This is a genomic window from Kaistia sp. SLG-1 (assembly GCF_059699055.1).
Genome location: NZ_AP048544.1, coordinates 181085 through 206956, shown reverse-complemented (window position 1 = coordinate 206956; position 25872 = coordinate 181085). Strand labels below are relative to the sequence as shown.

At 67.9% G+C, this 25872-nt stretch carries 27 protein-coding genes and 2 tRNA genes; 19 read left to right on the top strand and 10 right to left on the bottom strand.

All coding sequences use genetic code 11. From position 1 onward, the window contains the following. The first annotated feature begins 6 nt into the window (after positions 1–6). Both AC6HZP_RS00945 and AC6HZP_RS00940 read left to right on the top strand, forming a co-directional pair. On the top strand, positions 7–768 hold the full coding sequence (locus AC6HZP_RS00945) for a ferredoxin reductase (RefSeq protein WP_497525030.1): 762 nt from the start codon (positions 7–9) through the stop codon (positions 766–768). Next, positions 758–1786 carry a glycosyltransferase family protein gene (locus tag AC6HZP_RS00940; protein WP_497525029.1) on the top strand — a complete coding sequence of 343 codons (1029 nt, stop codon included), beginning with the start codon at positions 758–760 and terminating at the stop codon, positions 1784–1786. Before AC6HZP_RS00945 ends, AC6HZP_RS00940 begins: the two co-directional genes overlap by 11 nt. On the opposite strand, the gene AC6HZP_RS00935 is transcribed toward AC6HZP_RS00940, so the two are convergent. Together AC6HZP_RS00935 and AC6HZP_RS00930 are read right to left on the bottom strand one after the other, a co-directional pair. Then, complete coding sequence (locus tag AC6HZP_RS00935) at positions 1787–2668, bottom strand: SDR family oxidoreductase (RefSeq protein WP_497525028.1); 882 nt, start codon at positions 2666–2668, stop codon at positions 1787–1789. 253 nt (positions 2669–2921) lie between these two features. Further along, positions 2922–3434, bottom strand: a complete 513-nt coding sequence (locus AC6HZP_RS00930; RefSeq protein ID WP_497525027.1) for a DUF2244 domain-containing protein — start codon at positions 3432–3434, stop codon at positions 2922–2924. Between the two features lie 55 nt (positions 3435–3489). Here AC6HZP_RS00930 and nth point away from each other — a divergent pair, with 55 nt between their 5' ends. Then, positions 3490–4188 carry an endonuclease III gene (gene nth / locus AC6HZP_RS00925; protein ID WP_497525026.1) on the top strand — a complete coding sequence of 233 codons (699 nt, stop codon included), beginning with the start codon at positions 3490–3492 and terminating at the stop codon, positions 4186–4188. Between the two features lie 509 nt (positions 4189–4697). On the opposite strand, the gene AC6HZP_RS00920 is transcribed toward nth, so the two are convergent. Beyond that, positions 4698–5150, bottom strand: coding sequence for a DUF2214 family protein (locus AC6HZP_RS00920; protein WP_497525025.1), 453 nt, complete (start codon positions 5148–5150; stop codon positions 4698–4700). Positions 5151–5195: 45 nt separating this feature from the next. Further along, a complete protein-coding gene (locus AC6HZP_RS00915) occupies positions 5196–5873 on the bottom strand; it encodes a sulfate transporter family protein (RefSeq protein ID WP_201401654.1) in 678 nt (225 codons plus the stop codon). 191 nt (positions 5874–6064) lie between these two features. On the opposite strand from AC6HZP_RS00915, the gene AC6HZP_RS00910 reads away from it, so the two are divergent. Both AC6HZP_RS00910 and AC6HZP_RS00905 read left to right on the top strand, forming a co-directional pair. Continuing rightward, positions 6065–7066, top strand: a complete 1002-nt coding sequence (locus AC6HZP_RS00910; RefSeq protein ID WP_201401653.1) for an adenosine kinase — start codon at positions 6065–6067, stop codon at positions 7064–7066. A gap of 168 nt (positions 7067–7234) precedes the next feature. After that, positions 7235–7319: transfer RNA gene (locus AC6HZP_RS00905), tRNA-Leu, on the top strand. Positions 7320–7480: 161 nt separating this feature from the next. Here the strand turns inward: AC6HZP_RS00905 and AC6HZP_RS00900 are convergent. Next, a complete protein-coding gene (locus AC6HZP_RS00900; RefSeq protein ID WP_497525024.1) occupies positions 7481–8476 on the bottom strand; it encodes a GGDEF domain-containing protein in 996 nt (331 codons plus the stop codon). 256 nt (positions 8477–8732) lie between these two features. Here AC6HZP_RS00900 and AC6HZP_RS00895 point away from each other — a divergent pair, with 256 nt between their 5' ends. The 5 genes from AC6HZP_RS00895 to AC6HZP_RS00875 all read left to right on the top strand — a co-directional run bounded on the left by AC6HZP_RS00895 (position 8733) and on the right by AC6HZP_RS00875 (position 13772). After that, on the top strand, positions 8733–10328 hold the full coding sequence (locus AC6HZP_RS00895) for an ABC transporter substrate-binding protein (RefSeq protein WP_497525023.1): 1596 nt from the start codon (positions 8733–8735) through the stop codon (positions 10326–10328). 88 nt (positions 10329–10416) lie between these two features. Further along, a complete protein-coding gene (locus AC6HZP_RS00890; protein WP_497525022.1) occupies positions 10417–11424 on the top strand; it encodes an ABC transporter permease in 1008 nt (335 codons plus the stop codon). After that, positions 11421–12281, top strand: a complete 861-nt coding sequence (locus AC6HZP_RS00885) for an ABC transporter permease (protein WP_497525021.1) — start codon at positions 11421–11423, stop codon at positions 12279–12281. The genes AC6HZP_RS00890 and AC6HZP_RS00885 overlap by 4 nt, the downstream gene beginning before the upstream one ends. 2 nt (positions 12282–12283) lie before the next feature. Further along, entirely contained in the window at positions 12284–13171 is an 888-nt protein-coding gene (locus AC6HZP_RS00880; protein WP_497525020.1) for an ATP-binding cassette domain-containing protein, read from the top strand. Further along, a complete protein-coding gene (locus AC6HZP_RS00875; RefSeq protein WP_497525019.1) occupies positions 13164–13772 on the top strand; it encodes an ABC transporter ATP-binding protein in 609 nt (202 codons plus the stop codon). The genes AC6HZP_RS00880 and AC6HZP_RS00875 overlap by 8 nt, the downstream gene beginning before the upstream one ends. A gap of 49 nt (positions 13773–13821) precedes the next feature. On the opposite strand, the gene AC6HZP_RS00870 is transcribed toward AC6HZP_RS00875, so the two are convergent. The 3 genes from AC6HZP_RS00870 to AC6HZP_RS00860 form a co-directional block, all read right to left on the bottom strand. Next, positions 13822–14847, bottom strand: coding sequence for an aldo/keto reductase (locus AC6HZP_RS00870; RefSeq protein ID WP_497525018.1), 1026 nt, complete (start codon positions 14845–14847; stop codon positions 13822–13824). Between the two features lie 305 nt (positions 14848–15152). After that, on the bottom strand, positions 15153–15446 hold the full coding sequence (locus AC6HZP_RS00865) for a hypothetical protein (protein WP_201401645.1): 294 nt from the start codon (positions 15444–15446) through the stop codon (positions 15153–15155). A 269-nt stretch (positions 15447–15715) separates the two neighbouring features. After that, positions 15716–15985 carry a hypothetical protein gene (locus AC6HZP_RS00860; protein ID WP_201401644.1) on the bottom strand — a complete coding sequence of 90 codons (270 nt, stop codon included), beginning with the start codon at positions 15983–15985 and terminating at the stop codon, positions 15716–15718. Between the two features lie 184 nt (positions 15986–16169). Here AC6HZP_RS00860 and AC6HZP_RS00855 point away from each other — a divergent pair, with 184 nt between their 5' ends. Further along, positions 16170–16490: a c-type cytochrome gene (locus AC6HZP_RS00855; RefSeq protein ID WP_497525017.1), complete on the top strand. Its 321-nt coding sequence runs from the start codon at positions 16170–16172 to the stop codon at positions 16488–16490. 564 nt (positions 16491–17054) lie between these two features. Here AC6HZP_RS00855 and AC6HZP_RS00850 read toward each other — a convergent pair. Further along, positions 17055–17130, bottom strand: a tRNA-Ala gene (locus AC6HZP_RS00850). A 118-nt stretch (positions 17131–17248) separates the two neighbouring features. Then, positions 17249–17644 carry a TIGR02300 family protein gene (locus tag AC6HZP_RS00845; RefSeq protein WP_497525016.1) on the bottom strand — a complete coding sequence of 132 codons (396 nt, stop codon included), beginning with the start codon at positions 17642–17644 and terminating at the stop codon, positions 17249–17251. A 257-nt stretch (positions 17645–17901) separates the two neighbouring features. Here AC6HZP_RS00845 and aroA point away from each other — a divergent pair, with 257 nt between their 5' ends. From aroA to trpB, 8 genes are all read left to right on the top strand, one after another. After that, entirely contained in the window at positions 17902–19260 is a 1359-nt protein-coding gene (aroA, locus tag AC6HZP_RS00840) for a 3-phosphoshikimate 1-carboxyvinyltransferase (RefSeq protein WP_497525015.1), read from the top strand. Next, positions 19257–19880: a (d)CMP kinase gene (gene cmk, locus AC6HZP_RS00835; protein WP_497525014.1), complete on the top strand. Its 624-nt coding sequence runs from the start codon at positions 19257–19259 to the stop codon at positions 19878–19880. The genes aroA and cmk overlap by 4 nt, the downstream gene beginning before the upstream one ends. A 286-nt stretch (positions 19881–20166) precedes the next feature. Beyond that, positions 20167–21867, top strand: a complete 1701-nt coding sequence (gene rpsA / locus AC6HZP_RS00830; RefSeq protein ID WP_201401639.1) for a 30S ribosomal protein S1 — start codon at positions 20167–20169, stop codon at positions 21865–21867. 170 nt (positions 21868–22037) lie between these two features. Further along, complete coding sequence (sppA, locus tag AC6HZP_RS00825) at positions 22038–23042, top strand: signal peptide peptidase SppA (protein WP_497525013.1); 1005 nt, start codon at positions 22038–22040, stop codon at positions 23040–23042. Next, positions 23039–23329 carry an integration host factor subunit beta gene (locus AC6HZP_RS00820; protein ID WP_201401637.1) on the top strand — a complete coding sequence of 97 codons (291 nt, stop codon included), beginning with the start codon at positions 23039–23041 and terminating at the stop codon, positions 23327–23329. Before sppA ends, AC6HZP_RS00820 begins: the two co-directional genes overlap by 4 nt. A 9-nt stretch (positions 23330–23338) precedes the next feature. Further along, complete coding sequence (locus AC6HZP_RS00815) at positions 23339–23683, top strand: lipopolysaccharide assembly protein LapA domain-containing protein (protein WP_497525012.1); 345 nt, start codon at positions 23339–23341, stop codon at positions 23681–23683. 206 nt (positions 23684–23889) lie between these two features. Beyond that, on the top strand, positions 23890–24582 hold the full coding sequence (locus tag AC6HZP_RS00810; RefSeq protein ID WP_497525011.1) for a phosphoribosylanthranilate isomerase: 693 nt from the start codon (positions 23890–23892) through the stop codon (positions 24580–24582). Continuing rightward, positions 24579–25802, top strand: coding sequence for a tryptophan synthase subunit beta (gene trpB, locus AC6HZP_RS00805; protein ID WP_201401634.1), 1224 nt, complete (start codon positions 24579–24581; stop codon positions 25800–25802). Before AC6HZP_RS00810 ends, trpB begins: the two co-directional genes overlap by 4 nt. Positions 25803–25872: the final 70 nt, after the last annotated feature.

Genomic DNA, 25872 nt, shown 5'->3' with positions numbered 1-25872 from the left:
ACGGCCTTGAGCAACCTTCCCGACATCGCGCCGCAGCCGGAACGGCTGGTCTGGCAGGAGGCGACCGTCGTCGCCATCACGACTTCGACGCCGCGAGTAAAACTGTTCCGGCTGAAGCCGGCGGACTGGCGCGGCTTCACCGCCGGCCAGCATGTCGACATCCGGCTGACCGCGCCGGACGGCTACCAGGCCGAGCGCAGCTATTCGATCGGCTCGGCCCCGGACGGCAGCGGCACGATCGAGCTCGCCATCGACCTGATCGACGACGGCGAGGTGTCGCCCTTCTTCCATGAGGTGGTCGAGGTCGACGACACGATCGAGATGCGCGGGCCGATCGGCGGCCATTTCATCTGGCGCGCCGAAGAGGGCGGACCGCTGCTGTTGATCGCCGGCGGTTCCGGCCTGGTGCCGCTGATGTCGATCCTGCGCTACCGGGCGCTTTCCGCCCCCGACATCCCGACGGCGCTGATCTGTTCCTTCCGCCGCCACGCCGACTGGATCTGGCGCGACGAACTGCTTCGACGCGCCGCCGAGGAGCCGCATTTCTCGCTGTTCGCGACGCTGAGCCGCGAGCCGGCGGTGGTCGAGGGCGCTCGCCGGGGCCGCATCGACGGCGCCCTGGTCGACGCCGCGCTGGCGAGCCTGCCCGCGCCGCCGAAGACGACCTTCATCTGCGGCGCCAACCCCTTCGTCGCCGCCGCCTCGACCTTCGCGCTCGACGCCGGCATTCCATTCGCCAGCATCAAGGCGGAACGCTATGGGGGCTGAACCGCTTTCGATCGTCGCCGCCACGGTGCCCGCGGAGATCGACGCCCGCGATACCGACGCGCTGCTCGCCTTCGCCAGTTATCTCGACCGCGCGGCGGCGGCCTGGCTCGACGGCCTCGGCCCGAGCGCGCTCCGGAACGGCCGGCGCGTCGCCTATGTCCTGATCGGCACGGCGGAATACGCGCTCGGCCTCGACGTGCTGCTGCGCTCGCTGCGCGCCACCTCCGGCGCGCCGATCCTGATCCTGGCGGCGGGAGGCTGGCGCCCGGCGATCGCCGGCGACAATCTCGCCGTGCTTTCCGTGCCGGAGATCCTCAAGCACGACCTCGAGGGAAGCATGGCGGCGCGCTTCCGCCGCACGCTGACAAAACTCTGGGCGTTCAGCTTCGTCTCGCTCGATCGCCTGGTCTTCCTCGACGCCGATTGCCTGGTGCGCGAGCCGATCGACGATCTGTTCGACGGCACCGGCTTCGCCGCCGCGCCGGACCTGCTCTGCAACCAGTCGTTCCCCGTCTTCAATTCCGGCGTCTTCGCGCTTTCCCCCGACGCGGCGATGCGGCGCTCGCTGTTCACCCGCCTGCCGGCTACGCCCTCCTTCGACGGCGGCGACCAGGGCATCCTCAACGCCTTCCTCGGCGACGACATCGCCTGGCTGCCCATCCGCGACAACTACATGCGAACCTACGAGCCCATCCTGCGCGGCGCGGCCGGCGCGGCGCGCGTCCTCCACTACGCCGCCAAGAAGCCCTGGACGGCGCAATCGGAAGCAGCCGGCGACCATGCGCTGCTAGAGCTCGACGACGTCTGGACCGAGAAACTCGACGCGGCCGGGCTGATGCAGCTGGTCGGAAGCTGGCGGCGCAGCGTCGCCGAGGCGGAGACGGCCTCGAACGCCGCCCTGCTCAAGCTGCACGCCGAGATCCGCGAGCTCCGCCGCCGCAACGGCCGGCTGGCGACGCTGGTCGGCATCGTCGCGCTGCTGCAGCTCGCCCTCATCGGCCTCTGGCTGTTCGGCTGATTAGCCCCGCCAGCTGCCGTCGTTCCAGAGCGCGGCGATGCCCTCGCGATAGGTCGGGAAAGCGAGCGTCACGCCGAGGTCGGCGGCGAGGCGCTTGTTGGCGACACGCTTGTTCTCGCCATAGAAGGATCGGACCATCGGCGGCAGGTCGGCGGTGGCGAAATCGATCTCCGGCGGCAGCGGATAGCCGGCGAGTTCGGCGGCGTAGGTGACCACGTCCTGCGGCGGCGCCGGCTCGTCGTCGGTGACGTTGAACACGCCGGAAGCCTTGCGCTCGGCGGCGGCGGCGACCGCCGTCGCGATGTCGGCGACATGGATGCGGTTGAAGATCTGGCCGGGCTTCACCAACCGCCGCGCCGTGCCGTCGGCGATCTGCGCGAGCGCGTTGCGGCCGGGGCCGTAGATGCCGGAGAGGCGAAGCAGCGCCACCGGCACGCCGAGTTGCTCGCCGAGACGGCGCCAATCGGCCTCGGCCCTGACGCGCTCGACCGAGCGGCCCGAAAGCGGCTTCGGCTCGGTCGCCTCGTCGACCCAGCCGCCGCCATGGTCGCCATAGACGCCGACGGTCGAGAGATAGCCGATCCATTCGAGGTTTTCCGCGCCGACCAGCGCGTCGCGGAGCAGCGCAAGGACGGGATCGCCGGTGGAGCCCGGCGGGATCGACTGCACGACATGCGTCGCCCGCTTCACCGCCGCGACCAGCTCGTCCGACACCGTCTCGCCGTCGAAGACATGGGCGTCGATGCCCTCGGCGCTGAGCCGCTCCGCCTTTTCCGCCGTGCGCACGGTCGCGCCGATCGTCGCGTAGTCGTCGCGCACGAGGCGGGCGGTCGCCAGGCCGGAAAAGCCCATGCCGAATATGAAGAGGTTCTGGTCGGTCATGCTCACCCCCGGACGCCGATCGAATTTCTGTTGTCCGGGAAATATCGCCGTTGCAGCCCTGGGTTCAAGGGCGGCCGGGCCTGCGTGTCTGGCGCATCGCGCAAGCAAGACCCTCACCCTACCCTCTCCCGCAAGCGGGCGAGGGTTTGGGCCAGAGCCCTTCATCCCCTCAGGACGCAACGACAAACGCAGGCGATCTCCCTCTCCCGCTGGCGGGAGAGGGTTGGGGTGAGGGCCCTTTACAGGCCCCGCCTCAGGCGTGGCGGACCGAGGCGAGCGCCTTTGAAAAGGCCCTGGCAAAACTCTCGCGGTCATCCGGATTGAGGAAGCTGCCGATCGAAAGGCGGCGGCCATGCGAGGCGAGCGCCATCCGCACGATGCCCCACTCTTCATGCCGGTCGACCTCGAGCTTCGCCCAGTAGGGATTGAAGTCGAAATCCTCGGAGCGGCCGTTCGCGGCGATCCGGCGGACGGTCAGATGGTCCGGCGTCATCTCGACGATCTCGCAGGCGCGGGCCGAGCGATAGTTCATGCGGAAGGCGAACTGCAGGATCAGGATGTCGAGGCCGAAGAAGCCGGCGATCGGCCAGGCGCCGATCGACCAGAACAGGAGCCCGCTCAGGAAGCAGGTGGCGCCGAAGACCATCAGCAGCGCCGCATAGCCGCGCGGCGACAGCGAGCGATACGGCTTCAGTGTCGCGTGGAACAGGAGTTCCGGGCGGGGATCGTCGCCGTCTGGGTCTGGGCGGGAGGCTGGTTGGGTCACGGTTCGGGTCATGTCGACATTGCGGCCGCTCATGGCGGGCCAGTATAGAGGATGCATGTCCGATGCACAGCCTCTTCCCCCTGCCCCGCCGCCGCGCCGAAAGGCCGCGTCGAAGCGCTTCACCAAGGCCGAGGTGGAAGAGGTCTTCGCCCGTTTCCAGGCGCGCGATCCCGAACCGAAGGGCGAGCTCGAGAGCGTCAACACCTTCACGCTGCTGGTCGCCGTCGTGCTGTCGGCGCAGGCGACCGACGCCGGCGTCAACAAGGCGACGCGGGCGCTGTTCGCCATCGCCGACACGCCGGCAAAGATGCTGGCGCTCGGCGAGGAACAGGTCAGCGACTACATCAAGACAATCGGCCTCTTCCGCACCAAGGCGAAGAACGTCATCGGCCTGTCGAGGATGCTGGTCGAGCTGCATGGCGGCGAGGTCCCGGACGACCGCGAAGCGCTCGAGGCGCTGCCCGGCGTCGGCCGCAAGACGGCGAATGTCGTTCTGAACATCGCCTTCGGCCACCCGACCATCGCCGTCGACACGCATATCTTCCGGATCGGCAACCGCACCGGCCTTGCCCCCGGCAAGACGGTCGACGCCGTCGAGAAGGAGCTGAACCGGATCATCCCGGCGAAATACATGCTGCACGCGCATCACTGGCTGATCTTGCACGGCCGCTATGTCTGCAAGGCGCGCAAGCCCGACTGCGCCATCTGCCTGATCAACGACCTCTGCCGCTACCCGGACAAGACGATCGCCTGAGGGCGTCGCTCCAGCGCGGCGAAGGCGATCGGTCGCCGACCTCTCTCCCATTCCCAACCTCGACCATCATCCTGAGGTATCAGGCAAAGCCGGGCCTCGAAGGAGGGTCCAGCGAACGCCCGCGAGACCACGGGGCGCGGATTGCGTCTGCAGATTGAAGAGTCCCGCTGGACCCTCCTTCGAGGCTTCGCTGGCGCGAAGCACCTCAGGATGATGGCGGCGTGGGTCGATCGGCCGGGGAGACCCGGAGGCCGGACCGTGACGCTCCTACAAGCGAGGAAGCTATCCGCGATGCCGGCCCCACCCTCGCCGTCATCCCGGGCTTGACCCGGGATCCATGCAGCCGGGTTACCGGCCGCGCGAACCTCCCGGATGAACGGCTGGATGGATCCCCGCCTTCGCGGGGATGACGGCGAGCGTGGGGTGCAGGGAACACTGCGAAGAGGTCGCCCCCTCACCCGCCGGCCTGCGGCCGTCGACCTCTCCCCGTGGGAGAGGCAAAGCGCCCCTCACATCCCGATCCCGCGCGCCATCATCGAGGCGAAGATCACGACCAGCACCAGCATGGCCGTCTCCGCGTGGACCAGGCGGCGGACGCCGGCGATCTCGGCCGACGACGGCGCGAAGCGCGGATCCGCCTTGGCGGCCTTGCGCCAGGCGAGGATGCGCATGGTCGGCTGGATCGAGATCAGGCCGAGCGCCGCGAAGGCGATGATCTTCGCCCAGAACACCGGATTGCCGATGTAGAAGGCGGAGCCCTTCAGGCCCAGGAACACCCGGCCGAAGCCGGCGAGGATGAGCAGCGTCGCCGCGCCGCCATAAATGGCGTCGACGCGGCCGAGCTTCTCCACCGCCGCGCCGGAAAGGCCCGGCTTCAGCAGCATGAGCTCCATCGTCAGCACCGCGACGATGGCGAAGACGAGCAGGAAATGGGCGATGGCAAGCAGCAGATCGACAAGCATCTCATGTCCCCGTGGCGTGGAACCCTTAACCCTGCGTGATCTTGCCTAGATTCCCGCCGGACGGGAACCCGTCACCCATTTGTGCACATGCGTCATGAAGGCGGTGGCGAAGAGCGGCGTCAGCAGATTGAGGATCGGGATCGCCAGGAAGGCGGCGATGACGAAGCCGGCGAGGAGCACCGTCACCGCGTTGGCGCGCCGGAGCGCCCGCGCCTCGGCGACGGGGCGGAAGCGCGACGCCGCGGTTTCAAAGAATTCGCGCCCGAGCAGGTAGCCGTTGCCGACGAAGAAGGCGACGAGGTTGACGCCCGGGATCAGGAGCAGCAGCAGGCAGACGAGGTTGACCAGGATCACCGTCGCGGTGAAGCCGAGCGTCGAGACGAGGCTGTCGACGAAGGAGAGCCCTTTGCCGGGCGGGTCCTGCGGATAATGCGTCGTCTCGACGATCGCCGCGATGTCGTCGGAGAACAGCCCCGCCATCAGCGCCGAGACCGGCGCGATCAGGAAGCCGAGGCCGATGATCAGCCCGAAACCGGTGACGATCGCGACCGAGGTGTTGATCCAGGGCTGGCTCGGCCAGTCGGCGAAATGCACCACCAGCGCCTGCAAACCGAACCAGACCAGGATCAGGAGCACGAGCGTCAGGCCGAGCGACTTCCAGAGCACCGAGCGGAAGGGCGGCGTCCAGATGTCGGTCAAAGCGAGCCAGGCGGCCTGAAGCATGCGGAATTCCCGTGGAATGGCGAGATCTCGCAGACAGGATGGCGGCGCCGGCGCCATAAGGCAATCCGCCGCGTCGGAGGCTGGCCGGACGGCGCCAATCGTCGGGTAGTTGCGTGGCGAACGACCGGCTGTATAGTCCGGCACCGTCACTTCATCGGCCGGTCGGCCAATTTTCCTATCAGGATCTCAATATGACGGAAGCCCGCTACGACGTTCTCGGGATCGGTAACGCGATCGTCGACATTCTGGCGCGGGCGGAGGAGAGCTTCCTGGTCGAGCAGCAACTGGCGAAGGGCTCGATGCGGCTCGTCGACATGGTCGAATCGAAGCGGCTCTACGACGCCATGGGCCCGGCGATCTCGGCCTCCGGCGGCTCGGCCGGCAACACCGTCGCCGGCATCGCCTCGCTCGGCGGCGCCACCGCCTTCGTCGGCAAGGTGGCGGACGACGACCTCGGCGCCGTCTACCGGCACGACATGCGCGCGATCGGCGCCACCTTCGACGTCGCGCCGCTCGTCGTCGGCGCGCCGACGGGGCGCTGCATGATCTTCGTCACGCCGGACGGCGAGCGGACGATGAACACCTATCTCGGCGCCTGCCACGAGCTGACGCCGGACGACATCGACCCGGCGCTCTTTTCCGACACCAAGATCACCTATTTCGAGGGCTTCCTGTGGGACGCGCCCAGCGCCCGCGACGCCTTCTTCAAGGCGGCCGACATCGCCCACAAGGCCGGCCGGCAGGTGTCGCTGACGCTCTCGGACGCGTTTTGCGTCGACCGCTTCCGCGGCGACTTCACCCGGTTGCTTCGCGACGGCACGATCGACATCCTGTTCGCCAACGAGGTCGAGCTGAAGTCGTTCTACGAGACGTCGAGCTTCAACACGGCGCTGAAGGCGCTCCGTCAGGATTGCCGCATCGCCACCGTCACGGTCGGCGCCGAGGGCTCCTATGTCGTGACGCCGGACGGCATCGAACATGTTCCGGCGACCGTGGTCGAGAATGTCGTCGACACCACCGGCGCCGGCGATCTCTACGCCTCCGGCTTCCTCTATGCCGTCGCCAAGGGCCTGGATCTCAAGACGGCGGCGGCGCTCGGCTCGCTGGCGGCGGGCGAGGTGATCAACCACATGGGCCCGCGCCCGGCCACCTCGCTGGTCGAGCTGGCGCGGCAAGCCGGCTACGCGATCTGAGCCGGAAACCAGGCCGGCGGGCTTGTCCCCGGGCCGTCCCGGACTTGTCCAAAGGCTTGTCCCCCGACTTATCCCGGGGGTTATCCAAAGGGTTATCCCAAGGCTTATCCAAACGACTTCATTCTCGTGATTGACAAGGCGGCGAGGCACCCTTAGGTATCCGTCCGCGCCCAGATGGCGGAATTGGTAGACGCGCACGGTTCAGGTCCGTGTGACGAAAGTCGTGGAGGTTCGAGTCCTCTTCTGGGCACCAATTTCTGCAAAAGCCCCGCATTCCGAACCGGATGCGGGGCTTTTGCTTTTTGGGGCCGCGGATCGGCTTCGGCCTGCTGGCCTTGGTCGGCCTCTGGCTCACCTGTGCCGGCTGGTTCGCCGGGCCGGCCGAGAGGGCGTGACGCCCTCGCCGGCCGCCGCTCAGGCGCTGCGGCAGCAGTTGCGGCCGGCGTGCTTGGCGGCGTAGAGCGCCTTGTCGGCGCGCGCCATGACGTCGGTCACCGCGACGTCGCCGGGCGCGAGCGAGGAAACGCCGACGCTGATCGAGATATCCGGCAGTTCCGGCGCCGCGCGGCTCGCGGCCTCGACCCGGCCGCGCAGCCGCTCGGCGATGGCGAGCGCGCTCTCCGGAGTGGCGCCCGGCAGCAGGACGCAGAATTCCTCGCCGCCGACCCGGCCCGCATAATCGCCGGCGCGGCAATGCGACTTGCAGATGCCGCCGATCAGCGCCAGCACCTCGTCGCCCTTGGCATGGCCGAAGCGGTCGTTGACGGACTTGAAGTGGTCGGCGTCGATCATCAGGCAGCTGAGCAGCGATCCCCCCCGTCCGGCGCGGCGAAAGTCGCGCCCCGCCTCGCTCAGGAACGCGTTGTGGCGCAGCACGCCGGTCAGCCCGTCGATGGTCGCGGCGAAGTGCAGGTCGATCCGGTCCATCGCCAGCGCGGCGAGATCGGTCAGGATCTCGACGTGATCCTCGAGTACCTCCCGCGGCTTGTCGTCGATGGCGCAGAGCGCGCCGACCACAAAGCCCTCGGCGGCGCGGAGCGGCACGCCGAGATAGAAGCGGATATTGGGATCGCCGAGCACCAGCGGATTTTGCGAAAAGCGCGGATCCTGACGCGCGTCGCGGACAGCGACCCGCCGGTCGAGGGCGACGACATGCGAGCAGAAGGAATCGCAGCGCGGGCCGTCCGCGCGGGCGATGCCATGCGTCGACATCAGATATTGCGTGTCCTTGCCGATGATCGAGACGGCGGACGACCGGACCCCGAGGGCGAAGGTCACGATCCGCGTGATCCGGTCGAGCGCCTCGTCATTGTAGCCACTGACCAGCGTGTAGCGCTCCATCGCATCGAGCCGGCCGAGCTCGCGCTCCGTCAGGGCGAGGTGATCATAGGTCGTCGTCTGGCCGTGCATGGGCATTTCCACAGCTTGGAGAGTGATCGCTACCTAGCATCAAGTCCGATGCCGGCCAAGAAGTGTGCAGGAAGCGCCAAGAAGCGGCCCTAAGCCGCCCGGAAGCGCGCGCGCCACCCGCATGGCGCGTATGATCTTTCTTGACATAGCTCATACCGTTTGCTGCATTCGGCGCGATCTCGGGGTTGCAGGCAGGTCGCCGGCACCCCGACAGGCTGTACCGATGCGGGCTGCATCGATGAACGGGGGCAATCGAATGCGCGTCATCGCCAACAAGACACTCGCCATGGGGCTGGCTCTCGCGGCGGGCATCGCCTTTTCGGGCGGCGGCCTGACGGCGGCCGAGGCGGCGGCGAAGAAGGAGCTGGTGCTCGCCATCGGCGGCGAGCCGGACACCGGCTATGACCCGCTGCTCGGCTGGGGCCGCTACGGCCATCCGCTGTTCCAGTCGACGCTGCTCACCCGCGACGCGGCGCTGAACGCGGTGCCGGACCTCGCCACGGCGTCCACACTCTCGGACGACCGCCTGACCTGGACGCTGACCATCCGCCCGGATGCGAAATTCTCGGACGGCACGCCGCTTACCGCGCGCGACGTCGCCTTCACCTTCACCAAGGCCGCGAGCTCGGGCGGCGCGCTCGATCTCTCCGCGATGGAAAGCGCCACCGCGACGGACGACACGACGGTCGTCATCCGCCTGAAGAAGCCCTGGATCACCTTCACCGAGAATTTCTACTCGCTCGGCATCGTGCCGGAGGCGAGCTACGGCGCTGGCTACGCCCGCGCGCCGATCGGCTCCGGCCCCTATGAGCTGGTGTCGTGGACGCAGGGCGAGCAGCTGATCGTCAAGGCCAACCCGCATTATCACGGCAAGGCGCCCGCCTTCGACAAGATCACCTTCCTGTTCACCGGCGAGGACACCAGCCTGGCGGCCGCCGGCGCCGGCCAGGTCGACGTCGTCTCGGCGCCGGCGACCGTCGCCGACAACGTGCCGAACGGCTTCAAGGCCGTGGTCGCCCGCACCGTCGACAATCGCGGCCTGACCTTCCCGATCCTGCCCGACGAGGGCAAGGTCAACGCCGAGGGCGAGAAGCTCGGCAATACCGTGACCTCCGACCGCGCCATCCGCCAGGCGATCAATCTCGGCGTCGACCGCAAGGTGCTCGTCGACGTCGCCCTGCATGGCCACGGCACGCCGGCCTACGGCCCCGCCGACGGCCTGCCCTGGTCCAGCCCGGAAGCCGCCGTCGCCTATGACCTCGACGCCGCCAAGGCCCTGCTCGACGCGGCCGGCTGGGTTCCGGGCGCCGACGGCATCCGCGTCAAGGACGGCGTCCGCGCCGCCTTCCCGATCCACTATCCCGCCTCCGACTCGGTCCGCCAGGCGCTGGCGCTGACGATGGCCGAGCTGCTGCTGCCGCTCGGCATCGAGGCGAAGCCGCTCGGCTCGACCTGGGAGGCGATCGAGCGCGTGATGCATTCCGAGCCGGTGATGTTCGGCTGGGGCAGCCACAGCCCGCTCGAGGTCTACAGCCTCTACCAGAGCGGCTTCGGCGGCATCGACTATTACAACCCCGGCTATTTCGCCAACGAGACGGTCGACCGCCATCTGGCGGAAGCGCAGGCGGCGCCGAGCCTCGAGGCCTCCTATCCCGCCTGGCAGAAGGCCGAATGGGACGGCACGACCGGCTTCGGCCCGAAGGGCGACGCCGGCTGGGCCTGGCTGGTCAATCTCGACCACGTCTATTTCGTCAACCAGTGCCTCGACGTCGGCGCGACGCAGATCGAACCGCACGGCCATGGCTGGCCGATCACCGCCTCGATCCAGAACTGGAAATGGACCTGCGACTAGCCCCGACCCGGACTAGACCCCTGCCCTGCCGCGTCCTCCCGACGCGACAGGGCATTTCCTTCGCTCGAAACCGCTCCGGGCCCGCTTCGTGAAATCCTGGTCCCTCTTCCTGGCAACCCGGCTGATCCGGCTGGCGCTCGTGCTGGCCGCGGTGGCGCTGGTCGCCTTCGCGCTCGCCAAGATGTCGCCGGTCGATCCGATCAACGCCTATCTCGGCCCCGACATCGCCAAGGTCGGGCCGGAGCAGCGGGAACGGATCGCGGCCCTCTGGGGGCTCGACCAGCCGGTCGGCGTCCAGTTCGCCAAATGGTTCGGCAACATCCTTTCCGGCGATCTCGGCTGGAGCGTCACCTATAACGCCCCGGTCGCCGAGGTGATCAGCTCGCGCTTCCGCACCTCGCTGGTGCTGATGGGGCTCGCCTGGGTGCTTTCCGGCGTGTTCGGCTTCACGCTCGGCGTCGTCGCCGGCACCTGGCAGGGCGGCTGGGCCGACCGGATCATCCGCGTCTACGCCTATGTGCTGGCCTCGACGCCAACCTTCTGGATCGCCATCCTGCTTTTGATGGTGTTCTCCGTCGGGCTCGGCTGGACGCCGGTCTGCTGCGCCGGGCCGGTCGGCGTGCTGCCGGAGGACGTGACGACGCTGGAGCGCATCCGCCATCTCATCCTGCCGCTCGCCGCACTCTCCATCCTCGGCATCTCGCAGATCGCCCTGCACACGCGCGCGAAGATCATCGAGATCATGCGCTCCGACTATGTGCTCTATGCCGAGGCGCAGGGCGCATCGCGTCTCGACATCGCGCTTCGCCACGGCGCCCGCAACGCCATGCTGCCGGCGATCACCGTGCTGTTCGCCTCGCTCGGCGAATTGTTCGGCGGTTCGGTTCTGGCCGAGCAGGTGTTCGCCTATCCAGGGCTCGGCCGCGCGACGATCGAGGCCGGCGTTCGCGGCGATGTTCCGCTGCTGCTCGCGATCACGCTGTTCACCACGCTGTTCGTCTCGCTCGGCAACATGACGGCCGACGGGCTTTATCGCCTGGTCGACCCGCGCATGACCGGGGCCGATCCGGATGCCGCCACGGGGTACACGCCATGACGCTCGTTGCCCCCCGCCAGGAAGCGCTGCCGCGCCCGCGCCTGAACGGCCGCATCGTGGCGGCGGTCGTCGCCGGATCCGGCCTCGCGGTCGTGCTCGGCGTGCTGATCGCCGCCGCCCTTCTCGGCCAGAGTGGCATCCGCGCCGATTTCGCCGCGCGGCTGCTGCCGCCGTCGCTCGCCAATCCGTTCGGCACCGATCCGATGGGGCGCGACATGCTCGCCCGCACCCTCAAGGGCCTCGCCGTCAGCCTCAAGGTCGGGCTGCTCGCGGCGACGATCTCGGTCGTCATCGCCACCGCGCTGGCGCTCGCCGCGGCGACGCTCGGCCGCGCCGCCGACGCCGTCGTGTCGTTCCTCGTCGACGCCACGATGGGCCTGCCGCATCTCGTCCTGCTGATCCTGATCTCGTTTGCGCTCGGCGGGGGCACCACGGCGGTGATCATCGCCGTCGCGGTCACGCACTGGCCGCGCCTGACCCGCATCCTGCGCGCCGAAATCCTGCAATTGCGGCATGCGGATTTCGTCGTCGCCTCGCGCCGCTTCGGCAAATCGTGGGGGTTCATCGCGCGCCACCATTTCCTGCCGCATCTCGCGCCGCAGATGCTGGTCGGGCTGGTGCTGCTGTTTCCGCACGCCATCCTGCACGAGGCGGGGCTGACCTTCCTCGGCTTCGGGCTCGAGCCGTCGCAGCCGGCGATCGGCATCCTGCTGTCGGAATCGATGCGCTATCTGACCGCCGGCCGCTGGTGGCTCGGGCTGTTCCCCGGCCTCTCGCTGCTCCTCGTCGTGCTCTGCTTCGACGCCATCGGCAACGGGCTGCGGACGCTTACCGACCCGCGCGCCAGCCAGGATTGATCATGCTGGAAATCGAAGGCCTCTCCCTGCACTTCCGCCGCTACGACCGCCTGTTCCGCCATGTCGAGGTCGAGGCGCTGGCCGCGATCTCGCTCCGGCTGGCGGCGGGCGAGGTGCTGGCGATCGTCGGCGCGTCCGGCTCCGGCAAGAGCCTGCTCGCCCATTCGATCTTCGGCATCCTGCCCGGCAACGCGGTGCTGCGCGGCACGATCCGCTTCGACGGCAAGATCCTGGACGCCGCCGCCAAGGCCGAGCTCTGCGGCCGGCGGATCGGGCTGGTGCCGCAATCCGTCAGCTATCTCGATCCGCTGGCGCGCAATGGCGACCAGCTGCGCTGGGCCGCCGCCCGCTCCGGTCGGCCGCGCGCCGAGATCGGAAACCTCGCCGACGCCGCGCTCAAACGCTTCGGGCTCAACGGCGATGTGGCGCGCACATTCCCGCACAGCCTCTCCGGCGGCATGGCGCGGCGGCTCGCCATGGCGATCGCTACGATCGGCCAGGCGGATCTCGTCGTCGCCGACGAGCCGACCAACGGGCTCGATCCCGACAATGCCGAGCGCGTGCTCGACAGCCTGGCCGGGCTCGCCGGGCGCGGCAAGGGCGTCATGCTGATCACGCACGACCTGGTCTCGGCGCTCCCCTATGCCGATCGCGTCGCCGTCATGGATGGCGGAAGGCTGATCGACGTCGAGCCGGCCTCCGCCTTCACCGGCCGCGGCGACGAACTCCGCTCCGCCTATGCCCGCGCCCTCTGGCGCGCCCTGCCGCAGAACGAATTTGGCGAGGCCGAGGCGTCTACGGCCGAAGTGTCCACGACTTGGGCCGGCGAGGCGTCGCCAACCGAGGCTCGGACGGGCGAGGCTCGGGCCGACGAGGTTCTGCATGCTTGAGGCGCGCGACATCCGCTTCGGCTTCGGCGGCAAGGGCAAAACCATCCTGGACGGGGTTTCGCTCGCTGTGGCGCCCGGCGAGATCGTCGGGCTGTCGGGGCCGTCCGGCGTCGGAAAGTCGACGCTCGGCCGCATCCTGGCGCAGCATGTGCGCCCGCAGGCCGGCCGGGTGCTTGTCGACGGCGGACCGGTGGCAGGCGGCGGCTTCCATCCCGTCCAGTTCCTGTCGCAGTCACCGGTTCTCGCCGTCAATCCGCGCTGGCGGGTTGGCCAGATCCTCGCCGAGGCCTGGCAGCCGGACGCGGAGACCTGCGCCGCGCTCGGCATCCGGCCGGACTGGCATCCGCGCTATCCGCACGAGCTCTCGGGCGGCGAGCTGCAGCGGGTCGCGATCGCCCGGGCGCTGGCCCCGGGGCTGCGCTATCTCATTGCCGACGAGATCTCGGCCATGCTCGACGCGCTGACGCAGGTCCGGATCTGGACGTTCCTGAAACAGCTCGCCGCCGCTCGCAACATCGGCATCCTGGCGATCAGCCACGACCAGGCCCTCCTCGCCCGCATCTCACATCGCTGCGCAACGATCGGCGCGACGCCGCGCTGACTTGGGAGCGCAACCGGCGGCGAGCATCCCCGCCGCCGGCTACTGTTCATCAGGCCGGGATCGGCGCGTCGGCGCGGAGCAGGCCCTCGGCCTTCAAATCGGTCCAGAGCGCGGCCGGCACGGGACGGTCGAAGGCGGCGCGGTTGCGCTTCGTCTCCTCGGCCGAGACCGAGCCCATGACCAGCGAGGCGACGGCCGGGTGGCCGAGCGGGAACTTCAGCGCCGCGTCGGCGAGCGTCACGCCATGCGCCTCGCACACCTTCTGGATCTTCGCCACGCGGTCGAGAACCTCCGGCGGCGCGTCGCGATAATTGTACTTGGCGCCCGGGATCGGGCCGGTGGCGAGAATGCCCGAATTGAACACGCCGCCCAGCATCATGCCGATGCCCTTCTCCTCGGCGAGCGGGAAGAAGCTGTCGAGCGCCGGCTGCTCCAGCAGCGAATAGCGGCCGGCCAGCAGCATGGCGTCGAAATCGCCGGCGCGGGCGAAGCGCTCGCACATGTCGGCCTCGTTCAGGCCGACACCGATCGCGTCGATCACCTTCTCGGCGCGCAGCTTCTCGAGCGCCTTGTAGGCCCCCTCCATCGCCGCCTTGAAGTGGCCGTCGACCTTGTCCTTGCCATGCGTGTAGACGTCGACGTCGTGGATCAGCACGATCTCGATGCGGTCGGTGCCGAGGCGCAGCAACGACTGCTCCAGCGAGCGCATGGCGCCGTCATAGGAATAGTCGAGCCTCGCCGGATGCGGCAGGCCGCCGGCGAAATTCGGCGGCTGGGTGTTGCCGTCGGAAGGCTGGTGCAGCGGGTCCATCCAGCGGCCGACCTTGGTCGACAGCACATAGGATTTTCGCGGTACGCCGCGCAGCGCCGCGCCGATCCGGTGCTCGGCCAGGCCGTGGCCGTAGAAGGGCGAGGTGTCATAGAGCGTGACGCCCGCCTCGACCGCCGCCTCGACGGCGCCGCGCGCCGTCTTTTCGTCGAGACGGTTGAAGAGATCCCCGAGCGGCGCGGAGCCGAAGCCGAGCGTCGTGACCGGGATGCCGGTCCGGCCGAGCGGACGCGTTTCAAGTGCCATGGCGTTTCATTCCCTGCAGGTTCGATTCTGACGGCAAGGATCACGGGAAGGATCGTCGCGAGAATTCGCGCGCGCCCCACGCGACTTCGTGCCCGAGGCCGCGCGCCCCCGCCGTCAGCGCGACAGGTTCCGACGCCGTCTCCTGCCCCGTCAAGGCCCGGCAGCGCTCGGCCAGCGCTTTCAACGCCTCTTCCCGGAAAGCGGGGCGACGGAGCCCAGACAAGCAAAGGGCCGCCTGGAGGCGGCCCTTGCGCGCATTGGTGGACCTTGGGTCGGACCTGGGTGCGACCCTTGGCCCGGATCCGCTACTCGTTGACACCGTTCGATACGCTGTCACGGCCGCTGCCGTCGGAGAAGCCGCTGTCTTCCTGCAGGCCCACGGTGTTGTTGTCGTTCTTGGTGATGATGACATGCTCACCGGAATAGACGCCGCGGAGCAGCAGCGGCTGGCTGACCCTGTAGGTGCCGCCGCCGCCGATCGAGATCGTGCCAGCGGAGGGGTTGACGCCGGTCACCACGCCGCCAAACGTTTCGGCGGCGAAGGCGGAACCGCCAGCCAGCAGGCCAGCGAGCGGGAGAATGAAGAGAAGCTTACGCATGGCATCTTGTCCTTGATCCGAAACTGTCCCCCGCCCTTTTGAGAGATGGCCCCGGCCGGCGCGGCGACAATCGGGTCCGGCCAACATGAACAAAATTTCATCCGGCAGCCATATAATGGACAGAGCTTCCGGCCGGGCGGACCGGCCGGTTTCCGGGCCGAAACGGGTTCGGAAAAAGGAACGCCCCGGGCGGGAAGCCGTCCGGGGCGAGATCGAAAACGGTCCCGGCGCCGCGCAGCGCGACGTCCGGATCAGGGAAAAGCGGCGGTCTAGTTGTCGCCAGCGCCGGCATAGGAACTATCTTCCTGGATGCCGACCGTATTGTTCGGATTGACCGTGACGATCACGTGCTCGCCCGGTGCGACGCCATGCAGAAGCATCGGCTCGCTGACCTGGAAGGTCGAACCACCCAGAAGGGTGACTTCACCCGTCATCGGGTTGGTCCGGGCTACGACACCACCAAAAGTGTCGGCGGCAAGCGCCGATCCGGTGGTCAGGATGAGGCCCGACAGGGCCAGGATCATGGTGATTTTCTTCATTTCAATTCTCCGGCGGATTGTCATCGATCTGCCCGCCAGCCCGAGCCTGACGTAACGTCACACCCCGCCCATAACAACCCGAATGACCGAAAGGTGATCCCGCCGCGATCGGCCATCCGCCCCCGTAGCCAAGCCCGGGACGGTGCGCTAGAGCAGGGACAGCTTGGGGAATGGGGGTTCGGCAATGCGCCTGTCAGCTTTGGCTTTCATCACGCTCGGTGGCCTGTTTTGGGCCGGACCGGCGCTGGCCGACACCGCGGCGGCGACCCGTGGCAGCAAGGTCGTCGACCAGTGGTGCCGGGATTGCCACCTGCGCGCCGGCGACAAGCCGGACCCGGTGATGGCGCCGCGCTACGAGGACATCGTCCGCCGCAAGGGCCGCGACGAGGCCTATTTCCGGAAATTCCTGCACGAGGACCATTTTCCGATGACGATCTTCCGTCTGCGCGAGGACGAGAAGCGCGACGTGCTGGCCTATCTGATGTCGCTGAAGAAGAAGCGCTGAGGCTCGCGGCAGGCTCCTGCCTCGTCGATCCGGCGTGAATTCGTCGAATCGTGCCCGTCTTTCGCCACCACCGAAGGCCCCCTCCCCAAGACCACAGCCAAGGCGGTCTTGACCCTCCCTCAAGGGGAGGGTTCAGGCCTTCGCGTCACCACTCCCTGAAGAGACCCTTGTCCCCTGGGGAGACCCTTGCACGACACCGTCCCCATCACACTGTGATGGCCCGAAGATGCGCTGCCCCGTGCCACCCTCCGCCGTCATCCCGGCGAAGGCCGGGATCCAGACGCACAGGCCTTTGGCTGACAGGCTGGGCCTAGATTTCCTGGCCGGTGTTCATGGGCCCCGGCCTTCGCCGGGGCGACGGAGCCTAACGTGGTCGGTCGACTGTATTACAGGCCAGATAGTTGGAAGGACGGGCGCCGCGAGCCATGGAAAAGACAACGCCGCCGTGACCGCGGGCCGTCGCATGGGTTCTGTTCAGGATGGGGTCTGTTCGGGATGGCGTCAGGGGCGCGGCAGGCCCAAAATGCGAAAAGCCGCCCGGGTGGGCGGCTTTCGGAGGAGAATTGGTGGAGCCAATCGGAATCGAACCGACGACCTCTTGAATGCCATTCAAGCGCTCTCCCAACTGAGCTATGGCCCCACTTTCTCTCGAAGAACCGAGGGGTTGGGACCCCCCGGGAACGGCGCAACTCTTAAGCCGCGCTCTTTTCCAAATCAAGCGCCAATTCAGAAATTTGAATTGGCGCCTGTGGATAGTCTCAGGACTCTTCGTCCTCGACGCCGCCGATGATGCCGGCCACGTCGTCGCCTTCCTCTTCCTCGTCCTCGATGAACACGTCATCGACTTCGTCATCGGCGATCTCGACTTCGTCATCGTCGCTTTCGACAGCGCTCGCGCCGCCCGACGCCTCTTCATCCGCCTCTTCCAGGCTGACGAATTCCGCGTCCTTGACGACCTCGTCCTCGATCTCTTCGTCTTCGTCGTCCGTCACGTTCGCCGGCCGCGCCTTGGCGGCGGCAGGCCCGCTCTCGAAGAAGGAGCGGGGATACGAAACGCCCGTGAAGGGCGAAACGATAGGGTCTTTGTTCAGGTCGTAGAACTTCTTGCCCGTTTCCGGGTCGACCCGCTTGGTGCCGAGTTCCGCTTTCGCCACGTCGTGCCTCATCGGTTAAAAGAGCGGTGCTCCCATAATCACTCACATCGGCCCTGTCAAAAGCATTTCTGGACCGCGATCCAGGCCGGGATCGAAGCCGCAATCCGAGGCGCCCCCAAGCCGCCCCCTAATGCCGCCCTATGCCGGATGACGCGGCCGGCTCGCCGTGCTATCCGACGACCGTCCGTTCTGGTCTCTGAGCCCGCATGCGCGACCACCCGTTTCGCACCTGCCGAACGCCCGAGGAGCCCGATCCCATGTCGCCCATCCCTCGACAGCCAGCCCCGCTGACGGCAACCGCGGCGGGTCCGTTCACCGGACGCGTCCGCGTCGCCGGCGACAAGTCGATGTCGCATCGTGCGCTGATGCTGGGCGCCTTGGCAATCGGCGAAACCCGGATCGACGGCCTGACGGAAAGCGACGACATCCTGGCGACGGTTTCGGCGATGCGGGCCTTCGGCGCGCTGGTGACGCGGCCGGCGCCCGGCGCCTGGCGCGTGCGCGGCCTCGGCGTCGGCGGCTTTCTCGAACCCGAGGACATAATCGACTTCGGCAATGCCGGCACCGGCGTCCGCCTCGCCATGGGCCTGGTCGGCAGCCAGGCGATCGCCGCCACCTTCACCGGCGACGCCATGCTGCGCGGCCGCACCTTCGGCCGCTTCCTCGATCCGCTCCGCCGCATGGGCGTCCAGGTGATCGCGCGCTCGAGCGATCGCCTGCCGATGACCATCAAGGGGCCTGATGTCACGCTGCCGCTCGAATACCGCATGCCGGTCGCCTCGGCGCAGGTGAAGTCGGCGGTTCTGCTCGCCGGCTTGAACACGCCGGGCGTCACCACGATCATCGAGCCGGTCGCGACGCGCGACCATACCGAGCGCATGCTGGCGAGCTTCGGCGCGGCGATCGAGATCGACCGCAACGCCGATGGCGAGCGCGTCGTCCGCCTCGAGGGCCGGCGCGACCTGAAGGCGCAGGCCGTGACCGTTCCGGGCGATCCGAGCCTCGCCGCCTACCTGATCGTCGCGGCGCTGCTGCGCGACGGCTCGGACCTGACGATCGAATCCGTGCTCCTGAACCCGATGCGCACCGGCCTGATCGAGACCCTGATCGAGATGGGCGGCGACATCGCCGTCTCCAACCGGCGGGCGCTCGGCGGCGAGGAGGTCGGCGACATCCGCGTGCGGTCGAGCCGACTTCGCGGCATCGTCGTGCCGCCCGAGCGGGCGCCGTCGATGATCGACGAATATCCGCTGCTCGCCATCGCCGCCGCCTTCGCCGAGGGCACGACGCGGATGGACGGGCTCGGCGAGCTCCGCTTGAAGGCGTCGGACCGCATCGCCATGGTCGCCGCCGGCCTCGCCGCCAACGGCGTCACCGTCGAGGAAGGGCCGGAATCGCTCGCCGTCACCGGCGGCGCCACGTCGATCGGCGGCGGCAGGGTGGCGACCGGCCACGATCCGCGCGTCGCCATGAGCTTCCTGGTCCTCGGCATGGCCGGCCATGTCGGCGTGACGATCGACGATTTCGGCCCGGTGCAGACCAGTTTCCCCGAATTCCAGAGCCTGATGAGCGGGCTCGGAGCGCATTTCGAAAAGGCGGAGCCTCCCGCAGCATGATCATCGCAATCGACGGACCCGCCGCCGCCGGCAAGGGCACCATCGCCGTCAAGCTCGCCCAGCACTACGGGCTCAACCATCTCGACACCGGCCTGCTCTACCGCGCCATCGGCCGCCTGATGGCCGACAAGGGGCTCGACCTCGACGATCCCGTCGCCGCCGGCGAGATCGCCCGCGCGCTGAAGCCAGCCGATCTCGGCCATGCCGATCTGCGCGGCCGCGAGGCCGGCGAGCTCGCCTCGCGAGTCGCCATCCATCCGGAGGTGCGCGCCGCGCTGGTCGATTTCCAGCGCGATTTCGCCCGCATGGCCCCCGGCGCCGTGCTCGACGGCCGCGACATCGGCACGGCGATCTGCCCGGACGCCGACGTCAAGATCTTCGTCACCGCCTCGCCGGAAGTGCGCGCCCGCCGCCGCACCGACGAGCTGAACGCCAAGGGCCGCGACGTGCCGTATGAGCGGATCCTGGCCGAGATCCTGGAGCGCGACGAGCGCGATTCGCACCGCTCCGCCGCGCCACTGCGCCAGGCCGACGACGCCGTCCGCCTCGACACGACGGCGCTCGACGCCGACGCCGCCTTCGCCGCCGCGGTGGCGATCGTCGAGGCCGGACACGACTGATTGATCGTTTTACGCCTCCGGAAGGGCGGAAATCGGCCAGTTTTACCTTGCCGCACGGGCATCGAGCCTATATAGAGCCCCAGATCTGCGAAGTCCTGACGTCGACGGGCATCCCCTGGATGTGACGCCGGCGTCGGAATTTCATGGAAAAACACCCGTATCCCGGTCTGGAAGCGTCGGTCCGCCACATGCGGTTGCCCCGATATCCGTCGAGGGCAGGATCGTGATTTCGGGTTTCAGCAACACCAACCGCCGGCGCATGCCAGAGATGGCACCAGGAGTTTTCATGGCTGTTACCAATCCGTCCCGCGAAGATTTCGCCGCCCTTCTCGAAGAGTCCTTCCAGAACGAAGACCTTTTCGAAGGCAGCGTCGTCAAGGGTACGATCGTTGCTATCGAGAAGGACCTCGCCGTCATCGACGTCGGTCTGAAGACCGAAGGCCGCGTGGCGCTCAAGGAATTCAACGGCCCGGGCCGCGAGAACGCGCTCAAGGTCGGCGATGTTGTCGAGGTCTATCTCGAGCGCGTTGAAAACGCTCTCGGCGAAGCCGTTCTCTCGCGCGACAAGGCGCGCCGCGAAGAGAGCTGGATCCGTCTCGAGGAGCAGTTCAACAAGAACGAGAAGGTCACGGGCGTCATCTTCAACCAGGTCAAGGGTGGCTTCACCGTCGATCTGGACGGCGCCGTCGCCTTCCTGCCGCGCTCGCAGGTCGACATCCGTCCGGTCCGCGACGTCGGCCCGCTGATGCACACGCCGCAGCCCTTCCAGATCCTCAAGATGGACAAGCGTCGCGGCAACATCGTCGTCTCGCGCCGTACCGTGCTTGAAGAGACCCGCGCCGAGCAGCGCTCCGAGCTCGTCCAGAGCCTGGAAGAGGGTCAGATCATCGAGGGCGTCGTCAAGAACATCACCGATTACGGTGCGTTCGTCGACCTCGGCGGCATCGATGGCCTGCTGCACGTCACCGACATCGCGTGGCGCCGCATCAACCATCCGACCGAGGTGCTCTCGATCGGCCAGACCGTCCGCGTGCAGATCATCCGCGTCAACCACGAGACGCACCGTATCTCGCTCGGCATGAAGCAGCTCGAGGCCGACCCGTGGTCGGGCATCGAGGCGAAGTATCCGGTCGGCGCCAAGTTCTCGGGCCGCGTCACGAACATCACCGACTACGGTGCGTTCGTCGAGCTCGAGCCGGGCATCGAAGGCCTGATCCACGTCTCCGAGATGTCCTGGACGAAGAAGAACGTCCATCCGGGCAAGATCGTCTCGACCTCGCAGGAAGTCGACGTGATGATCCTCGAGGTCGATCCGGTCAAGCGTCGTATCTCGCTCGGCCTGAAGCAGACCCTGTCGAACCCGTGGGAGAGCTTCTCCGAGAAGTACCCGATCGGCTCGATCGTCGAAGGCGAAGTCAAGAACAAGACCGAGTTCGGTCTGTTCATCGGCCTCGACGGCGACGTCGACGGCATGGTCCACCTGTCGGATCTCGACTGGAACCGTCCGGGCGAGCAGGTCATCGACGAGTACAACCGCGGCGACATCGTCAAGGCGCAGGTGCTCGACGTCGACATCGACAAGGAGCGCATCTCGCTCGGCATCAAGCAGGTCGGCGGCGATCCGTTCGTCGAAGCCTCGGGCGAGCTCCGCAAGGGCGCGGTCGTGACCTGCGAGATCCTGGCTGTCACCGAAGCCGGCCTCGAAGTCCGCATCGCCGACACCGACCTGACCTCCTTCATCCGCCGCGCCGACCTGTCGCGCGACCGGTCGGAGCAGCGTCCGGAGCGGTTCGCCGCCGGCGAGAAGGTCGATGCCCGCATCACCAACTTCGACAAGAAGGCCCGCAAGGTCGCCGTCTCGATCAAGGCGCTGGAAATCGCCGAAGAGAAGGAAGCGGTTGCGCAGTACGGCTCGTCGGATTCGGGTGCGTCGCTCGGCGACATCCTCGGCGCCGCCCTCAAGGCCCGTCAGGACAACGACGAGTAATCGTCGCTTCCCGCGAAAATCAGGAAACGCCCCGGCTCGTCCGGGGCGTTTTCGTTTCTACGCCCCCGCTTGGCCCCCGCTTGGCCCCCGCTTGCCGCCCGCCGGTTTGATTTCGCGTCGCAAAACAGATAACCCCTTGTGCCTTCGCGGATATCCGGAGACGCACCGTCATGAGCCTCGACGCGGACCAGATCATCGACCGCCGCCGCCTCCGGCGGAAGCTGACCACCTGGCGCATCCTTGCCTTCCTGGCGGCCGCGCTCGCGGTCGTCGGCGGCGCGCTGCTGGCGGCCGGCCCCGAGGGGATCACGGGCCGCTCGCGCCCGCACATCGCCCGCCTCAGCCTCTCCGGCTTCATTTCCGAGAACCGCGACCAGCTCGAGCTGATCGAGAAGATCGGCAACAGCCCGGCCGTGCAGGGCGTCATCGTCTCGATCAATTCCGGCGGCGGCGCCACCACCGGCGGCGAGGCGCTCTACGACGCCATCCGCAAGCTCTCGGCCAAGAAGCCGACCGTCGCCTCGATCCGCACCATCGGCGCCTCGGCCGCCTATATGAGCGCCATCGCCACCGACCACGTCGTCGCCTATCGCAGCTCGATCACCGGCTCGATCGGCGTGCTGTTCCAGTCGCCGGAAGTCAGCGCCGCGATGGAAAAGCTCGGCATCAAGCTGACCGAGGTGAAGTCGTCGCCCTTGAAGGCCGCGCCCTCGCCCTTCGCGCCGCCGACGCCGGAAGCGCTCGCCGTCATCGACAGCCTGATCCGCGATACCTACAACTGGTTCGTCGACATCGTCGCCGAGCGGCGCAAGCTCGACCGCCCGAAGGCGCTGGCGCTCGCCGATGGCCGCGTCTTCTCCGGCCACCAGGCGCTCGAGGCCGGGCTGATCGACGAGATCGGCGGCGAGGAGGTCGCGATCGCCTGGCTCGCCAAGGAAAAGGGCGTCGACGCCAAGCTCCGCGTCATCGACTGGAAGCCTGAGGAATCGTCGCTGCCCTTCTCCTTCAGCAACGCCGCGATCGTCTGGCTCGCCCGCGAAATCGGCGTCTCGCCCGACTTCCTGCGCGCCTCCGGCATCGCCGACCTGATCCCCGCCAGACTCCAGCTTGACGGTCTCCTATCCGTTTGGCACGCTCCCTCCGGTCTGAACGACGCTGAGGGGGCGCCGCGGTGATCAAGTCCGAACTGGTACAGAAGATCGCGGAGCAGAATCCACACCTCTATCAACGGGATGTGGAGCACATCGTGAACTCGATCCTCGATGAGATCATCGAGGCTCTGTCACGCGGAGACCGGGTGGAACTGCGCGGCTTCGGCGCGTTCTCGGTCAAGAACCGCCCGGCCCGCCAGGGCCGCAACCCGCGCACGGGCTCGAAGGTCGAGGTCACGGAGAAATACGTGCCCTTCTTCAAGACGGGCAAGGAGATGCGCGAGCGTCTCAACGACGGTGACGATGAGTAGGCGAATTCGATGAAGAAGGTTCTGGCGATCGTCGTCTTTGTTCCGATCGCAATCGTCGCGGTCGCGCTGTCGGTCGCCAACCGTCACGACGTCGCCCTGTCGCTCGATCCGTTCAACGCCGCCGATCCCGCCGTCGTCGTCGCCATGCCGCTCTATGCGCTGGTCTTCGCGGCCATCGCCGTCGGCATCGTGCTTGGCGGCGTCGCCACCTGGCTCGGCCAGGCCCGATGGCGTCGCCAGGCCCGCCGGCTGAAGCACGAGGCGAAGGACATGCGCCGCGAGAACGCCCAGTACCGGGCAGCCTCGACCAGCCCCGCCACCGCGCTTCCCGCCATCCGCCGCGACGCCGCCTGACGGACTTTTTGCCAGCGCCGGGTCCGATCCGCCCGGCCCGCCGGGATGGCGATCCGATCCCCAGCCCAGATCGCACGGGGACGGCCCCCGCTTCGCAGGGCGGGTTCCGAGGCGAAAACTGGATCTTGCTTGGACTTGCGCGCGCTTTCGTGCCAAACCCTTGCGCCATCCCTTGCGGGATCCGTGAAGCCCATGATGGTTGACCCATGTCCGTGATCGTCAAAATCTGCGGTCTTTCGACCGAGGAGACTGTCGACGCCGCGCTCGCCGCCGGCGCGGACATGATCGGCTTCGTCTTCTTCCCGAAAAGCCCGCGCTTCGTGACGACGGAACGCGCCGCGACTTTGACCGAGCGCGCCCGCGGCCGCGCCGGGATCGTCGCGCTCACCGTCGACATGGACGATGCCGGCCTCGCCGAGATCGCCCAGACGGTGAAGCCCGACTGGCTGCAGCTGCATGGCAACGAGAGCGTCGACCGCGTCGCCGCGGTGCGGAGCCGTTTCGGCCTGCCGGTGATGAAGGCGCTCGGGATCGGCGGAACGGAAGATCTCGCTCGCGTGCCGGCCTATGCCGAAGTCGCCGACCGCCTGCTGCTCGACGCCAAGCCGCCCAAGGGGGCAAAACATCCGGGTGGCAATGGCGTCGCCTTCGACTGGCATCTGCTCGATGCGCTTGACCCCAGCCTTTCCTATATGCTTTCCGGAGGCCTCGACGCCGACAATGTCGCGGAAGCCCTGGCGCTGACGCGGCCCTTCGGCATCGACGCTTCCTCGGGCGTGGAGAGCGCGCCCGGCATCAAGGATCCCGACCGGATCCGCGCCTTCATCGCCGCCATCCGCGGCTTTCGACCCAACGCTGACCAAGGCCGGACAATCGCCGGCGAGAGGATGACGTCGTGACCGCTGCTGTCCAGCCCAACTCCTTCAAGACCGGCCCGGACGAGCGCGGCTATTTCGGCATCTATGGCGGACGCTTCGTCGCCGAGACGCTGATGCCGCTGATCCTCGAGCTGCAGCAGGCCTATGAGGACGCCAAGGTCGACCCGGCCTTCAAGGCCGAGCTGCAGGCGCTCTCGACCTATTATGCCGGCCGGCCCTCAAAGCTCTATTTCGCGGAAGGCCTGACCAAGCATCTCGGCGGCGCGCGCATCTTCTTCAAGCGCGAGGACCTGAACCACACCGGCAGCCACAAGATCAACAACTGCCTCGGCCAGATCCTGCTCGCCAAGCGCATGGGCAAGACGCGGATCATCGCCGAGACCGGCGCCGGCCAGCACGGCGTCGCCTCCGCCACCGTCTCGGCCCGCTTCGGCCTGCCCTGCGTCGTCTATATGGGCGCCACCGACGTCGAGCGGCAGAAGCCGAACGTCTTCCGCATGAAGCTGCTCGGCGCCGAGGTCGTGCCGGTCACGGCCGGCAACGGCACGCTCAAGGACGCCATGAACGAGGCGCTGCGCGACTGGGTGTCGAATGTCGAGGACACCTATTACCTCATCGGCACCGCCGCCGGCCCGCATCCCTATCCGGAGCTGGTGCGCGACTTCCAGTCGGTGATCGGCACCGAGGCGCGCGCCCAGATGCTGGAGCAGGAAGGCCGCCTGCCCGACATGATCATCGCCGCCGTCGGCGGCGGCTCGAACGCCATCGGCCTGTTCCATCCGTTCCTGGACGACAAGGATGTCGAGATCGTCGGCGTCGAAGCCGGCGGCCATGGCCTCGACGTCGAGAACGGCCACGCCGCCTCGATGACCGGCGGCCGCCCGGGCGTGCTGCACGGCAACCGCACCTATCTGCTGCAGGATGCCGATGGCCAGATCCTCGAAGGCCATTCGGTCTCGGCCGGCCTCGACTATCCCGGCGTCGGCCCCGAGCACAGCTGGCTGCGCGACACCGGCCGCGTCACCTACGTGCCGATCGTCGACCAGGAAGCGCTCGACGCCTTCCAGGTCTGCACCCGCGTCGAAGGCATCATCCCGGCGCTGGAATCGGCCCATGCCATCGCCCAGGCGATCAAGGTCGCGCCGACCATGGCCAAGGACAAGACCATCATCGTCAACCTCTCCGGCCGCGGCGACAAGGACGTCCACACCGTGGGCAAGCTCCTCGGCATGGACATCTGATTGATGCCGGCGGTGAGGAAGACGACGCTTTCTTCACCTCTCCCTGAGGGAGAGGTCGGCCCACAGGGCC

Bases quoted from the DNA above. Each gene is read 5' to 3' on its own strand.
- AC6HZP_RS00940 (WP_497525029.1), top strand. From the start codon at position 758: ATGGGGGCTGAACCGCTTTCGATCGTCGCCGCCACGGTGCCCGCGGAG.
- AC6HZP_RS00895 (WP_497525023.1), top strand. From the start codon at position 8,733: ATGCGCGTCATCGCCAACAAGACACTCGCCATGGGGCTGGCTCTCGCG.
- rpsA (WP_201401639.1), top strand. From the start codon at position 20,167: ATGGCTGTTACCAATCCGTCCCGCGAAGATTTCGCCGCCCTTCTCGAA.
- AC6HZP_RS00855 (WP_497525017.1), top strand. From the start codon at position 16,170: ATGCGCCTGTCAGCTTTGGCTTTCATCACGCTCGGTGGCCTGTTTTGG.
- AC6HZP_RS00870 (WP_497525018.1), bottom strand. From the start codon at position 14,847: ATGGCACTTGAAACGCGTCCGCTCGGCCGGACCGGCATCCCGGTCACG.
- AC6HZP_RS00860 (WP_201401644.1), bottom strand. From the start codon at position 15,985: ATGAAGAAAATCACCATGATCCTGGCCCTGTCGGGCCTCATCCTGACC.
- AC6HZP_RS00865 (WP_201401645.1), bottom strand. From the start codon at position 15,446: ATGCGTAAGCTTCTCTTCATTCTCCCGCTCGCTGGCCTGCTGGCTGGC.
- sppA (WP_497525013.1), top strand. From the start codon at position 22,038: ATGAGCCTCGACGCGGACCAGATCATCGACCGCCGCCGCCTCCGGCGG.
- nth (WP_497525026.1), top strand. From the start codon at position 3,490: ATGTCCGATGCACAGCCTCTTCCCCCTGCCCCGCCGCCGCGCCGAAAG.
- AC6HZP_RS00885 (WP_497525021.1), top strand. From the start codon at position 11,421: ATGACGCTCGTTGCCCCCCGCCAGGAAGCGCTGCCGCGCCCGCGCCTG.
- AC6HZP_RS00810 (WP_497525011.1), top strand. From the start codon at position 23,890: ATGTCCGTGATCGTCAAAATCTGCGGTCTTTCGACCGAGGAGACTGTC.
- AC6HZP_RS00900 (WP_497525024.1), bottom strand. From the start codon at position 8,476: ATGCACGGCCAGACGACGACCTATGATCACCTCGCCCTGACGGAGCGC.
- AC6HZP_RS00880 (WP_497525020.1), top strand. From the start codon at position 12,284: ATGCTGGAAATCGAAGGCCTCTCCCTGCACTTCCGCCGCTACGACCGC.
- AC6HZP_RS00815 (WP_497525012.1), top strand. From the start codon at position 23,339: ATGAAGAAGGTTCTGGCGATCGTCGTCTTTGTTCCGATCGCAATCGTC.
- AC6HZP_RS00910 (WP_201401653.1), top strand. From the start codon at position 6,065: ATGACGGAAGCCCGCTACGACGTTCTCGGGATCGGTAACGCGATCGTC.
- AC6HZP_RS00915 (WP_201401654.1), bottom strand. From the start codon at position 5,873: ATGCTTCAGGCCGCCTGGCTCGCTTTGACCGACATCTGGACGCCGCCC.
- cmk (WP_497525014.1), top strand. From the start codon at position 19,257: ATGATCATCGCAATCGACGGACCCGCCGCCGCCGGCAAGGGCACCATC.
- AC6HZP_RS00935 (WP_497525028.1), bottom strand. From the start codon at position 2,668: ATGACCGACCAGAACCTCTTCATATTCGGCATGGGCTTTTCCGGCCTG.
- aroA (WP_497525015.1), top strand. From the start codon at position 17,902: ATGTCGCCCATCCCTCGACAGCCAGCCCCGCTGACGGCAACCGCGGCG.
- AC6HZP_RS00920 (WP_497525025.1), bottom strand. From the start codon at position 5,150: ATGCTTGTCGATCTGCTGCTTGCCATCGCCCATTTCCTGCTCGTCTTC.
- AC6HZP_RS00875 (WP_497525019.1), top strand. From the start codon at position 13,164: ATGCTTGAGGCGCGCGACATCCGCTTCGGCTTCGGCGGCAAGGGCAAA.